10 protein-coding genes and 2 pseudogenes are annotated in these 12,494 nt (G+C 72.4%); 7 read left to right on the top strand and 5 right to left on the bottom strand.

The window, feature by feature from the left end:
- Positions 1–84, top strand: a pseudogene (locus ACFRMQ_RS28285) (transposase); the annotation flags it as partial.
- 214 nt (positions 85–298) lie between these two features.
- Here the strand turns inward: ACFRMQ_RS28285 and ACFRMQ_RS28290 are convergent.
- Positions 299–436 (bottom strand): annotated as a pseudogene (locus tag ACFRMQ_RS28290) (exodeoxyribonuclease III); the annotation flags it as partial.
- A 401-nt stretch (positions 437–837) separates the two neighbouring features.
- Complete coding sequence (locus ACFRMQ_RS28295) at positions 838–2,373, bottom strand: MDR family MFS transporter (RefSeq protein WP_380733493.1); 1,536 nt, start codon at positions 2,371–2,373, stop codon at positions 838–840.
- A 252-nt stretch (positions 2,374–2,625) separates the two neighbouring features.
- Here ACFRMQ_RS28295 and ACFRMQ_RS28300 point away from each other — a divergent pair, with 252 nt between their 5' ends.
- The 3 genes from ACFRMQ_RS28300 to ACFRMQ_RS28310 all read left to right on the top strand — a co-directional run bounded on the left by ACFRMQ_RS28300 (position 2,626) and on the right by ACFRMQ_RS28310 (position 4,614).
- Positions 2,626–3,087, top strand: coding sequence for a MarR family winged helix-turn-helix transcriptional regulator (locus ACFRMQ_RS28300; RefSeq protein WP_380733494.1), 462 nt, complete (start codon positions 2,626–2,628; stop codon positions 3,085–3,087).
- A gap of 44 nt (positions 3,088–3,131) precedes the next feature.
- Positions 3,132–3,938, top strand: a complete 807-nt coding sequence (locus tag ACFRMQ_RS28305) for an LLM class flavin-dependent oxidoreductase (RefSeq protein WP_380733495.1) — start codon at positions 3,132–3,134, stop codon at positions 3,936–3,938.
- 94 nt (positions 3,939–4,032) lie between these two features.
- The gene (locus tag ACFRMQ_RS28310; protein ID WP_380733496.1) at positions 4,033–4,614 is read left to right on the top strand and encodes a hypothetical protein; all 582 of its coding nucleotides are present in this window, start codon (positions 4,033–4,035) and stop codon (positions 4,612–4,614) included.
- Positions 4,615–4,742: 128 nt separating this feature from the next.
- Here the strand turns inward: ACFRMQ_RS28310 and ACFRMQ_RS28315 are convergent, their stop codons facing one another.
- Entirely contained in the window at positions 4,743–5,540 is a 798-nt protein-coding gene (locus tag ACFRMQ_RS28315) for an exodeoxyribonuclease III (RefSeq protein ID WP_380733502.1), read from the bottom strand.
- 317 nt (positions 5,541–5,857) lie between these two features.
- On the opposite strand from ACFRMQ_RS28315, the gene ACFRMQ_RS28320 reads away from it, so the two are divergent.
- Positions 5,858–6,631, top strand: a complete 774-nt coding sequence (locus ACFRMQ_RS28320) for a GntR family transcriptional regulator (protein WP_380733497.1) — start codon at positions 5,858–5,860, stop codon at positions 6,629–6,631.
- Between the two features lie 139 nt (positions 6,632–6,770).
- Here ACFRMQ_RS28320 and ACFRMQ_RS28325 read toward each other — a convergent pair whose 3' ends face one another.
- Positions 6,771–7,934, bottom strand: coding sequence for an ROK family protein (locus ACFRMQ_RS28325; RefSeq protein ID WP_380733498.1), 1,164 nt, complete (start codon positions 7,932–7,934; stop codon positions 6,771–6,773).
- Positions 7,935–8,307: 373 nt separating this feature from the next.
- Positions 8,308–9,855, bottom strand: a complete 1,548-nt coding sequence (locus ACFRMQ_RS28330) for a hypothetical protein (RefSeq protein WP_380733499.1) — start codon at positions 9,853–9,855, stop codon at positions 8,308–8,310.
- Positions 9,856–10,132: 277 nt separating this feature from the next.
- Between ACFRMQ_RS28330 and paaK the strand changes: the two genes are divergently transcribed.
- Both paaK and ACFRMQ_RS28340 read left to right on the top strand, forming a co-directional pair.
- Positions 10,133–11,482, top strand: a complete 1,350-nt coding sequence (paaK, locus tag ACFRMQ_RS28335) for a phenylacetate--CoA ligase PaaK (RefSeq protein WP_380733500.1) — start codon at positions 10,133–10,135, stop codon at positions 11,480–11,482.
- Positions 11,483–11,757: 275 nt separating this feature from the next.
- Positions 11,758–12,429, top strand: a complete 672-nt coding sequence (locus ACFRMQ_RS28340; RefSeq protein WP_380733501.1) for a class I SAM-dependent methyltransferase — start codon at positions 11,758–11,760, stop codon at positions 12,427–12,429.
- Positions 12,430–12,494 lie beyond the last annotated feature (65 nt).

Here is a 12,494-nt window from a genome sequence, read left to right on the forward strand (position 1 = left end):
ATCCGCCGCTACATCATCTGGCGAAACAAGCACGCCGCCGACGAACGACTACGCGAGGTCGTCACCAGGGCGAACGTTGCCTGATGCGGCACTAGTTGAAGCTCTTGGCCGGGGGGCAAGGGGTTGCGGGCGGTGGTCACGCCTGGAGGGACGTTGTTTTGTTGAAAAGTCCACTCCTGGAGTGCCGCGCGACTTCCTTCGCCGCTGGCGTACTTGCTGCCGAGAGGCAGCCCCGACGTGTGGGATGCTGCGCGTCGGGACCGCCTTCTGATTCTGTCGAACTATCCGTTGCTGTTGGCTAGTTGTTCAGATCGAACGCTGCCGTGACCGGTGCGTGGTCGCTCCACCGCTCGGCGTGGGTGGCGGCGCGCTCGACGTAGGCCTCGACGGCCTTGGCGGCGAGGCCGGGGGTGGCGACCTGGAGGTCGATGTGCCAGCGGATGGAAGCCTTTTCCAAAAGAGTCCACCTGTTCGAGAACAGTCTGTTCGATGGTGCCCGCCGGCCTGGATGGTAGGGGACCTCCTGTGAGTAGCATGACGGCTTCGGCGCCGGTCACGGCGGCGACAACGAGTACTCCGAGGCCCTCGAAGTCCTGGTCGACGAACGCCGCCGCCTCGCCGACCTTCCACAACGCCCCTCCGCCTGGGTCTCGGCGGAGACCGGCCAGACCTTCTCCGACACCTGGGCCCAGGCCGACCAGGAACACCGCCGCCGGCTCGTCCTCGGCCTCAAAACCCGTCCGACCGTCGGAAGTTTGACGTCGCACGTCCGCCGGGGGCGGGCACACGACCCCGTCGGCCCGCCCCCGGGGGTGAGGGCGGGCCTGGCGGGAGTGGTCAGACGGCGGCGGACTCGGGGGAGGGGTTGGTGCCCCCCTCGGGCTGGGCCGGGGCCTTCGCCCGGAAGGACCCGGGCAGGGCGAGCGCGGCGAGGGCGGCGACCACGCCGAAGGCGATGACCGCGGCGTAGGTGCCGCCGTACGCTCCGGCCGGGTGGCCCTCCGCGTCGCTGAGCCGGGACTGGAGGGTGATGGCGATGACCGCGATGCCGAGGGCGCCACCGATCTGGTTGACGATGAACAGGGCGCTGGTGGCCCGGGTGGCGCGCTCCGGGCCGACGGCCTGGTACATGAACGCCATCGTGCCGGGGGCGGTGAGGCCGATGCCGTAGCCGGTCAGGCCGATCGCGACGGACAGCCACGCTGTGTTGGTGTCGGCACCGACCCCGGAGAAGGCGAGCGCCCCGAGCGCGGTGAGCAGCATGCCGACGGCGGAGGTGAGCCGCGCGGTGACCTTGTTCGCGGTCTTGCCGGACGTGATCGCGCCGGCCGCGCCGAGCACGCCGGAGGGGATCAGCAGGAGTCCGGCGTGCAGGGCGCCGAAGTCGCGGGACTGCTGGTAGTAGAGGGGGGTGAGGAACAGCAGGCCGTTGGCGACGGCGCCGACGAAGAACATCGTGACGACGGCCATCGTGAAGCCGCGCAGCTTGAACATCCGCAGGTCGATCAGGGGAACGACGGCGGTGTGCAGTGCGTGCACCACGTACCCGACGAGCAGCAGGGCGCCGAGCACGAAGGAGACGATGACCTGCGGGGACGCGACGTCGCTGTCGCGCGCCGCGGTGGTGAGGCCGTAGACCAGGGCGGCGAAGCCGGGGGAGAGCAGGACCAGGCCGAGCACGTCCAGGCGATCGTCGGACTGGCCGCCGTGCGTGCTGGCGGGCAGCGTCCGCAGGGCGAGCAGCAGGGCGACCACACCGATCGGGATGTTGATCAGGAACATCCAGCGCCAGCTGACCGTGTCGACCAGGACGCCGCCGAGGACCGGGCCGAGGATCGGCCCGAGGGTGAGCGGCAGCGAGATCAGGGCCATGGCCTTGGCGACCCGCGAGGGGCCGGCGGTCGTCGCGAGGACGCTCTGGACGACCGGCACGATCATGCCGCCACCGATGCCCTGGAGCACTCGGAACACGATCAGCGTCGGTAGTGACCAGGCGGCGCCGGAGAGTGTCGAGCCGAGCACGAACAGTAGGACGGCGGTGAGCCACATGTTGCGGCCGCCGAACCGGTCGACCGCCCAGCCGGCGAAGGGGGTGGCGGCGGCGACGGCGAGCAGGTAGCCGCCGGTGACCCACTGGACGTTCTCCAGCGGCGAGTCGAACGTGCCGCTGAGTGTGGTGAGGCCGACGTTGACGATCGTCTCGTCCAGCAGGGCCATCAGCAGGGCCAGCAGCAGGACGGCGGCCATCCGCATGAAGGCCGGGTCGAGCTTGTCGTCCGCCGGGCCGGAGGTCTCGGGCGCCGCTGAAGCCGTCTTCGAGGGCTGTGCGGTCGGCTCGGCCGCCGTGGAGGACTCGGGAGTCGCGGGTGTCATGCCTACCACCTGGATGTCGATGGGGCGGTCTCGCGGGCGCGGAACGGCGCCTCGCTCACTCGATGCCACCACTGTACGCAGAGAATGCAGGTGCCTGCATCTACTTTGGCGTGACCGATTTCGCGAATCCCTTGTCTGAAGGTGGATGTTCGAGACAATCTGGAGAGGAGGAGCGAAATAAAGCATGTGTGAACATGGATCGTGCATGGAGATGGCCCTATAGTGGAAGAGGAGTAAGGAGAGGGAGGCGGCATGTCGGCCGATGAGCGCGCCGGGAGCACCGGAGAGTTCGACCTGTGGCGACGGTTGACGCTGATGGTCGGTCAGCTCAACCAGTCCCTGGAACGGATGCTCGCGAGCGAGTACCAGATCTCGTTGCCCGAGCTCGCGGTGTTGATCGAGCTGCGGCACGGCCACGAGCGCGGCACCCGGGTTCAGGAGCTGTCGAACGCGGTCGGACTCGACCAGTCGTCCATGAGCCGGCTCGTCACCCGGCTGGAGAGCAAGGGTCTCACGGTCCGGGTCTCCTGTGAGCATGACCGTCGCGGCGTGTACTGCACGCTGACGCAGGCCGGCGCCGAGCGTGGTGAACGGGCCGAGGCCGGCTGCCGCGAGGAACTGGCGGGACTTCTCGACCTCGCGTCGTTCGACGACCGCTGGGCGTCGCTCGTGGCTCGCTTCCGACACGCGGCCGCCGGGACCGTCCTTCCCTGATCACCCATCCCCTTCACTCGGCCGAGACCTTGGAGGAGATCATCGTGAAGCTGTCCGTACTGGACCAGTCCGTCATACCGGAGGGATCCACCGCGGCCACCGCTCTGATCGACCTGGGCATCGGTCGCGGCGCGGGTGCGGGCAGCATCGAGGCGCACGCCCTCGCCCCCGGAGTCCCGGTGGAGGGGGACGGTGACAACTTCTCCGGCAAACTGGCGGAACTGCTCGCCTTTCTCCTCGGAGGTTTCCCGGAAGGGCATCTGTACGGGCGCATCGAACTCATGCCTACCGCCGGTGCCCCCGAGGTGTGGCTGCTGGTCGCGAGTCCGCAGAGCGCCGAACTCGCCGGCCGGCTCGGACTGACCATCAGCATCGCCCACTTCGGTCGGCCGCAGCTCACGCGCACGGTCGTCGAGGCGTACCGCGGCGCGTTCGACGACCGGGCCGGATCCCTGCCGCGGGTGCAGGTGGGCGTCGGCGTGTACTGCGGGTCCACCGAGGAGGAAGCGCAGCGCGTCTTCGCCAGTCAGCGACTGTTCCGCCTGCGCATGGGGCGCGGGCTGCTGCTGCCGCTGCCGTCCCCGGAGCAGGCCCTCGGCGGGTTGTGCGGCCAGGTGGAGCCACTCGCGGGCGAGGTGGCCGAATGGCCGAGGTGTGTCGTGGGCGATCCCGACCACGTGTACAAGGCGCTCACCTCGATGACCGAGGCACTGGAGGTGGACGAGCTGATGGTGCTCTCCACCATCCACGCGCCGGAGGACCGGATGCGCTCGTGTGACGTCGGCGTCGCGGTGCGGGGCGGTGGAGCCGTCCCGAGCCGGGAGGCTCCCGGGGTGCCCTGGGTGACGTAGATCATACTGTGGCGGTTTCGCGGGCCAGTGCGTTCTAATCTGTCGCGTGCACGGAGGATCGCACTGACACCGAGCCGACCAGGCAGGTGTGCGCTTGAACGGGGAAATGGCTTCGACGTGCGACTTCAGGATTCTCGGGCCGCTGTCCGTCTGGGCGGCGGGCGGAGAACTGACCATCTCCTCGCCCAAACAGCGTGTGCTTCTGGCATCGTTGCCGCTCCGGGCGGGGCAGGTGGTCACCTCGGACGACATCATTCACAGACTCCGGGCTGCGCAGCCGCCGCAGGACACCCGGGCCGTGTCCGGGCCTGAACTCCAGGGCCTACAGCGGAAGTTGCTCACCGAAACGGGGGAGTCGAGCGGCACCCCGGCCGGGCCGGCGGGCGAGCGTGACGCGGGCGGACCGCGTCTGGCCCTCGGTTCTGCCGGGCCGAAGCCCCTCAGCCAGGGCGCGCCCTGGGTGGTCCGGTTTCAACTCCCGTCGGAGGAAAGCCACTTCGTTGGCCGCGAGGACCGTCTGGCGAAAGTCCTCGACGCCCTCGCGCCCCGCCCGTCCGCAGGCGTACCACTGGTCGGCCCGCCCGGCATCGGAAGGACGGCGCTCGCTCTGCGCGTCTCGCACCGGCTCAGCGCCGACCACCCCGACGGGCAGTGGTACGTCCGGGAGGTGCTGTAGTGAATCGACTTGTCAAACCGTCCGGGGGAGACCGCAAGCCTCGTCCGCCGGCGCGAGTGGGGCTGGGTCGGGAGCCGCCGCAGGCTGAGGCCGCCTTTGGGATCTGTTCAACTGTGGCTACCTGTGGGTCAGTTGTCGCCGAGGTTGAACACGGCGGTGACGGGCGCGTGGTCGCTCCACCGCTCGGCGTGGGTCTCGGCGCGCTCGACGTGGGCCTCGACGGCCTTGGCGGCGAGGCCGGGGGTGGCGACCTGGAGGTCGATGCGCCAGCCGGAGTCGTTGTCGAAGGCGCGGCCGCGGTAGGACCACCAGGAGTAGGGGCCGGTGCGGTCGGGGTGGAGGGCGCGGACGACGTCGACGTAGCCGGCCTCGTCGTAGACCCGGGAGAGCCAGGCGCGTTCTTCGGGGAGGAAGCCGGCGGACTTCTGGTTGGCCTTCCAGTTCTTGAGGTCCTCGGGGCGGTGGGCGATGTTCCAGTCGCCGCAGACCACGACCTCGCGGCCGTCGGCTTCGGCGCGGGTGCGCAGGGCGGTGAGGTGGACGAGGAATTCCGCCATGAAGCGTTCCTTCTCGTCCTGGCGCTCGGTGCCCACCTCGCCGGAGGGGAGGTAGAGGCTGGCGATGGTCAGCCCCGGAAGGTCGATTTCCACGTACCTGCCCGAATTGTCGAATTCCTTCGACCCGAAGCCGATCACGGTGCGCTGCGGCTCCTCGCGGGAGAGCACGGCGACGCCGGCCCGGCCCTTGGTGGCGGCGGGGGCCCAGACCGCGTGCCAGCCGTCCAGGTCGCGCAGTTCGATGGGCAGCTGCTCGGGTTCGGAGCGCACCTCCTGGAGGCAGATCACGTCCGCCTCGGTGCCGGCCAGCCATTCGACGAAGCCCTTCTTGGCCGCCGCCCGGATTCCGTTCACGTTCACACTCGTCACCACGATCACCCGGGCAGCCTACCGACTGGCCGTACCCGACCCGAATCGTGACGCGCGGAGGAGGGCCGTCCGGGCCGGATGGTGGCAGCGACTGACAGGAGTGTCGTGAACGCGGCATGAAAATCCGCGCCGGTCCCGTCGAGCCGTGCCATTGGTCTTGACCATCTCCGGACGGAGCACCTAGGGTCACTTACTGCAAGGACCTTTAATAAAGAAGGACGGATAAAGGCCCGCTCTCCACCTGCCGCAAACAGCGGACCGTGGATCCGGGATCCGCCCTCCTTGTCGCAGGGCCGACAACAGCGGTGGAGGACACGGTGGGGACGACAGGACAGCTCTCGGCGGTACCGGAGCCGAAGTACTGGCACCTGCGCACGGTGCTGCTGCGCGCCATCGACTCGGAGTTCTCCACCGGTCAGGTGCTGCCCAACGAGCGTGAGCTCTCGGCCCGCTTCGGCGTGGCGCGGGCGACGCTGCGGCAGGCGCTCGACCAGCTGGAGCTGGAGGGCCGCCTGGTGCGCCGGCGGGGGATCGGCACGCTGATCGCCGCCCCGCGGGTCGGTGTCCCGGTCAACCGGCAGGAGGAGGGCTGGCCCGGCGCCGCGCGCAACCACGCCTGGCGGACGGTCGACTGCGCCACCGCCCCCGCCTCCGAGCAGCTGGCGAAGAGCCTGGGAATCGCCGAGGGCGCCACCGTGCACACCGTGCGCCGGGTCCGCCTGGTGGAGGGCCGCGCCGTGGCCACCGAGTCGCTGCACGTCCCGGCCGCCACCCTGCCGCACCTGCCGGGCTTCCGCGCCGAGAGCGACCGCGCCCGGTCGGTGCTGCGTCAGCTGGAGCGGCTGGAGGTGGACGGCGAGTCCCGCTCGGTCGAGCTGGGTGTCGCCGAGGCCGAGCAGGCCGCGCTGCTGGAGCGCCCGCCCGGCGCGCCCGTCCTGGTCATGACCACCCAGTACGCCGCGGCCGGCCGGCTGGTCGCCCTGGCGGTCTCCACCTACCGGGCGGACACCTGCAAGCTGACCTTCGGCTCGACCGGACTGGTCGAGGTCACCCCGGTCGGTGCGACGGCTGAGGTCCGCACCGCCTCCTGAACCATTTGCCGGAAACCCTCAGGCACTGGCCCGGGCGTCAACTGACGTCCGGGCCAGTGCCGTTGAGTGACGGGGGAGGAGGGGGAAAGAGGGGCAGCGGCCGCGGCCGCCGCAGTCCCTCCCGAGCGCCGGGCCCGCGTCAGGCCCGCGGCGGGTCCACCGCGAAGAGCTGCTCCTCGACGTGGTCGAGGGCCACCCGCAGGGCGCCCATCGCCACCACCTCCGATCCCAGCGCCGCGAGGGCGACCTCCGGCGCGCGCAGGGTGAGCTGGCCGAGGCGCTCGCGCAGCGGGTCCAGGACGCCGTCGAGGCCGGCCGCCCAGCCGCCGATCACCACCAGCTGCGGGTCGATGGCCAGGACGAGCGCGGCGACGCCCTGGACGAGGCGGGTGAGGAAGCGGTCCATGGCGATGCGGGCGAACTCGTCGCCCTCCCGGGCCAGCCGCAGCACCCGGGCCACGGCTGCCTCGTCCAGGGGGTTGAGCGGCTTGCCGGTGGTGGACAGCAGGCGCTCGGGGGTGACCTCCTGGCCGAGCAGGTGCAGCGCGCCGATCTCGCCGGCCGCGCCGCCGAAACCGCGGTGCAGCTTGCCGCCGATGAGGGAGCCGGCGCCCGGGCTGAGGCCGGCCATCACGAACACGACGTCGTCGGCGCCGACCGCCGCCCCCTGCCAGTGCTCGGCGATGGCGGCCAGGTTGGCGTCGTTCTCGATCAGCACCGGGCAGCGGAAGGAGCGCCGCAGCCGGGCGCCGAGGTCGAGGCCGGTCCAGCCGGGCATCGCGGTGCCGAGCCGGATGGTGCCCTCGCGGTCCACGATGCCGGGGGTGCCGATGCCGACCGCCCACAGGTTGTCGCGGGAGATGCCGGCCTTGCGCAGCACCTCGGCGACGGTGGTGCGGACGGCGGTGAGCCGGTCCTCGGCCTCCAGGGTCTCGTCCACCGGCTTGAAGTGACTGCCCACCACCTCGCCGGTGAGGTCGGCCAGGATGACCCGGATGTCGTGCACGCCGATCTCGATGCCGAGGATGTGCCCGGCCTCGGCGCGGAAGCGGAACCAGCGGGCCGGGCGGCCGCGGCGGCCGGTGCCCGGCTGGCCCTCCTCCCTCGGCTGCTCGACCTCGGCGACCAGTCCGGTCTCGACCAGACCCTCGATCACTCCCTCGACGGTCGGGCGGGAGAGCCCGGTCTCGCCGACGAGCTGAGTGAGGGTCACGGAGTGGCCGTTCCGCAGCGCCCGGAGCGTGACCGCCGCGTTGATCCGCCGCAGCAGCGAGGAGTCTCCTCCGGTGAGCCGATCCGACAATGCGATGCCCTTCGCCGTTCGCGCGACTGCCCTGGCGCGCGGTGTCGAGTGCGCGGTGCCCACCGAATGGCCCGCGGGGGGAACGCCCCCGGAGAACGCGGCAGGGCGGCGGGGGCCGCCTGCGCGAGGGCCGGAGGACAAGCCGGAGCCTACCCGGGGAGCGGCCCGGGCGGCGAGGATCCTCGCAGCTCATCACGGCTTCGGTATCGAAATGGTACGGATCGGGTGGCGGCACGTGATCCGCATTTCACCACTCGGACACGGTGGGCGGCAGGGGAGGGGCCGGGTCCGCTTCCGCGGGCGGGAAGTGGAGGTCTCCGGTCCGTCGGACGGCCCGCTCGTGGGGGCGTCAGCCCACCCGCGCGGCTGGACGTCAGCCCACCCGCGCGGCGAACAGCCGTTGCCCCAGCAGCCCCATCGGGTGGCCGTCCTCGGGCAGCGTCAGCACCGTCGGGCAGCCGGCGGTGGCGAGCGCCGCCCGCCAGTGCTCGGCCGGGTGGGCGGTGGGTCCGTGGGAGCTGTCGCCGGTGATCAGCAGGTCGAGGTGTTCGGTGGTGGGCGCGGACAGCAGCAGCCGTCCGCCGGGGGCGACGAGGCGGACCAGCTCCGGGACCTCTTCTTCCGTCCGCCCGGTGGCGGTGGCGACGACGAGGTCGTAGCGGCCGCCGTCGGGGACGAGGTGGTGTTCGGCGTGCTGGCGGGGCCGGGTGGCCAGGGCGCGGGCGACGACGGAATCGCCGCCCTCGGGGTCGAGTTCGAGGACGCGCAGCGGCACCGGTGCCGGGTGGGCGTCGGCGGTGCCGCGCACCAGTGCGCCGAGGGCGGCGCCGAGGAAGCCGCGCGAGGCGGCCCAGCGGACCGGGGCGGCGGCCGGGCGGGGGGCCTCCTCGCCGGTGATCAGCCGGGGCAGCCGCTGCGCGCCGCGGCGGACCCGGTCCAGGGCGGCGGCCGGGCCGAGCCCGTCGGCCCAGGTTTCGACGGCCGGGCGCCAGGCGTCCCGCGCCTCGGCGGCGCCCGGCCCGGGGCCGCCGCGGAAGACCGGGCCCTGGGCCCCGCCGTCCTGGCGGGTGATCAGGCCGTGCCGGGCGAGCGCGTCCAGCCAGCGGGAGACCCGGGGCCGCTGGGCGGGGGTGACCAGGGCGGTGGCCAGCACCTCGGCCTCGGGGTAGCCGCGGGTCGGGTCGGTGAGCACGTCGGCCTGCTGGAGGGTGTGCAGCAGGGCGAGGAGCACGGCCCGGTCGAGGTGGGCGCCGAACTCGCCGACCTGGGGGGCGGTGACGCCGATGCTGTGCTTCCAGGCGGCGGCGGAGGCGCTCTCGGCGTCGGCGCGCAGCCGGCGGTCGGCGGCCTCGGCGTTGCTGTCCGGGGCGCGGACGTGGGCGAGGACGGCGCCGAGCGCGTCGACGGCGGCGTACACGTCCTCCTGCCGGGGCTCGGGGCCGACGTGCAGGACCAGGCGCAGCGTGCGCAGGTCGTGGACGTCGAGGCCGGGCTGCCGGCTGAGCCGCCAGAGCAGGGCGGAGGGCAGGCTGAGGTGGGTGGCCCGGCTGGCGGCGACGGTGGCGAGCTGTTGCTCGGGCGGTTGCTCGGGGTCGCCGCAGTGGACGGTGCCGCCGGCCAGCAGGGTGGCGAGGGCGAGGTCGACGGCGAGGTCGGAGACGGGGTGGAGCACGGTGTGCCGGATCGGCGCCGGTCCGAGGACGCCGGCCCAGTAGCGCAGCCGTTGCTCGGCGGCCCGGGCGGCGGAGGGCGGTAGCGCGGCGTGCGCGGCGACGCGCTGGGCGAGGGCCCGGGGCAGGCCGCCGGGCGGGGAGACGCCGAGCAGCAGGCCGATGCCGCTGATCGCGCGCCCGTCGGCGACGACGGCGGGTCGTTCGCCGAGTTCGCGCAGCGCGCTGACCAGGGCGGGAGTCGTGGGCACGGTGATCACTCCGGGGTGCGGGGAGGAAACCGCACTACTGAATCACGTGGTCGGGGCGGAGGAGGCCGCCGGGAAGTCAAACTTCCGTAATGATTTTCATATCGGATAGCCAAGCTGTGGAGGTGAAGCCGTCGTGAAGCGGTCGGAACTTCACATTCCGGAAGGTCCGCACGATCCCTTGACAGGTGGTTCGGGTGCTGGATCAATGGATCGAAACATTCCTGACCGAACGATCGGTCGGTGGCCCGGAAGCGGGCGGAGCAGCGAAGGAGCGACGATGACCGGCAGCGCACCCGTCCCGCGCCGACACCTCGGGGAGCCGATCCCCCCGGAGCTGCTGGACGCCGGCGAGCGGATGGGCCTGGACGAACTGCGCGCCCACCAGCTCACCCGGCTGCGGTCCACCCTGCGGCACGCGTACGACAACGTCGAGCTCTACCGCCGCAAGTTCGACGCGGCCGGAGTCCGCCCCGAGGACTGCCGCACCCTCGCCGACCTCGCCCGCTTCCCCTTCACCACCAAGGCCGACCTGCGCGAGGGCTACCCCTTCGGCATGTTCGCCGTCCCGATGGAGCGGGTCCGCCGGATCCACGCCTCCAGCGGCACCACCGGGCAGCCGACCGTGGTCGGCTACACCGACGACGACCTCTCCATGTGGGCCGACGTGGTCGCCCGCTCGATCCGCGCGGCCGGCGGCAGGCCCGGCCACAAGGTGCACATCGCCTACGGCTACGGACTGTTCACCGGCGGCCTCGGCGCCCACTACGGCGCCGAGCGGGCCGGCTGCACCGTCATCCCGGCCTCCGGCGGCATGACGGCCCGCCAGGTGCGGCTGATCCTGGACTTCGAGCCCGAGATCATCATGGTCACCCCGTCCTACCTGCTGACCCTGCTGGACGAGTTCGAGAAGCAGGGCGTCGACCCTCGGAGCACCTCGCTGCGGGTGGGCATCTTCGGGGCCGAGCCGTGGACGGAGGAGATGCGGCGCGAGATCGAGGAGCGCCTCGACCTGCACGCCGTCGACATCTACGGCCTCTCCGAGGTGGTCGGCCCGGGCATCGCCCAGGAGTGCGTGGAGACCAAGGACGGGCTGCACATCTGGGAGGACCACTTCTACCCGGAGGTCGTCGATCCGCTGTCCGATCGGCTGGGGGCCGACGAGGTGCTGCCCGAGGGGGAGTGCGGCGAACTGGTCTTCACCTCGCTCACCAAGGAGGCGCTGCCGGTCATCCGCTACCGCACCCGCGACCTCAGCCGGCTGCTGCCCGGCACCGCGCGGCCGGCCTTCCGGCGGATGGAGAAGGTCACCGGGCGCAGCGACGACATGATCATCCTGCGCGGGGTGAACGTCTTCCCGACCCAGATCGAGGAGATCCTGCTGCGCACCCCGGGCGTCGCGCCGCACTTCCAGCTGCGGCTGGGCCGGCAGGGGCGGCTGGACCGGATGACCGTCCGGGTCGAGGCCCGGCCGGGGGCCTCGGGGGAGCAGCGGGAGGCGGCGCGGGCGGCGATCGTCGCGGCGGTGAAGGACGGGGTCGGGATCACGGTCGCGGCCGAGGTGGTGGACCCGTACACGCTGGAGCGCTCGGTCGGGAAGATCAAGCGGGTGGTGGACGAGCGGGGGTGAGTGCGGGTGGCGGGCGATGGGGGGAGCCTCGCGGTGGTGATGGGGTGCTGGCGTGACGGCGTGACGGGATGGCGTCGGTGGCGGGGTGGCGTCGGAGGCGTACGGCTCGTCCGGGGGGTCCTGCCGTACGCCTCCAACGTCTACAGCAATGTAGACGTTGCCTCGGGGGCGCGTCCACCCGGCCCCCGGCCACGGGTGCGCGCGGCCCGCCACCGGTGCGTGCGCACCCCGCCACCGGTGCGTGCGCACCCCGCGCGGGCTCTATGCTGCGGGGCATGCCGAGCGAGTTGCGCACCCTTCAGCCCGCCGAAGACCTCGCCCTCATCCGGCGGGAGACCGAGCTGAAGCCCGTCCCCTTCCTGCCCGAGATCAGCCTGCACATGGCCGAGGACGCCATCGCCCTGTGGGAGACCACCGAACGGGCGCGCGGGCGGGCCGGGTTGCCGCCGCCGTTCTGGGCCTTCGCCTGGGCGGGCGGCGTGGCGGTCGCCCGCTACGTCCTGGACCACCCCGAACTGGTCGCCGGCCGAAGGGTGTTGGATATCGCGGCCGGCTCCGGACTGGTCGGGGTGGCGGCCGCGCTGCGCGGGGCGACGGACGTGCGCGCCGCCGAGATCGACGCCTACGCGGTGGCCGCGATCGGGCTGAACGCCGAGGCCAACGGGGTGCGGGTGGCGGGCGCCCTGGTGGACCTGGTGGACGGCGACGGAGGCCCGGCCGAGGTGGTGCTCGCGGGCGACGTCTTCTACGAACGAGCCATGGCCGCCCGCTTCCTGCCCTTCCTGGAACGGGCCGCGGCGCGCGGCGCGACCGTCATCGTCGGCGACCCGGGCCGGGCCTACCTGCCCCGGGAGCGGTTCACGGCGGTGGCGGCGTACCAGGTGCCGGTGGTCGCGGACCTGGAGGACACCGCGGTCAAGACCACCACGGTGTGGCGGCTCGGCTGAGGCCGCGTCACACCGTGGAGTGGCGGCCCGGGCGGCCGTCCGGGCAGCGGCCCGTGCTCCCACCC

Source organism: Kitasatospora sp. NPDC056783, assembly GCF_042789895.1.
Classification (GTDB): domain Bacteria; phylum Actinomycetota; class Actinomycetes; order Streptomycetales; family Streptomycetaceae; genus Kitasatospora.

Coding starts and splice junctions, on each gene's coding strand:
- ACFRMQ_RS28295 (WP_380733493.1), bottom strand. CDS start 2,373: ATGACACCCGCGACTCCCGAGTCCTCCACGGCGGCCGAGCCGACCGCA.
- ACFRMQ_RS28300 (WP_380733494.1), top strand. CDS start 2,626: ATGTCGGCCGATGAGCGCGCCGGGAGCACCGGAGAGTTCGACCTGTGG.
- paaK (WP_380733500.1), top strand. CDS start 10,133: ATGACCGGCAGCGCACCCGTCCCGCGCCGACACCTCGGGGAGCCGATC.
- ACFRMQ_RS28340 (WP_380733501.1), top strand. CDS start 11,758: ATGCCGAGCGAGTTGCGCACCCTTCAGCCCGCCGAAGACCTCGCCCTC.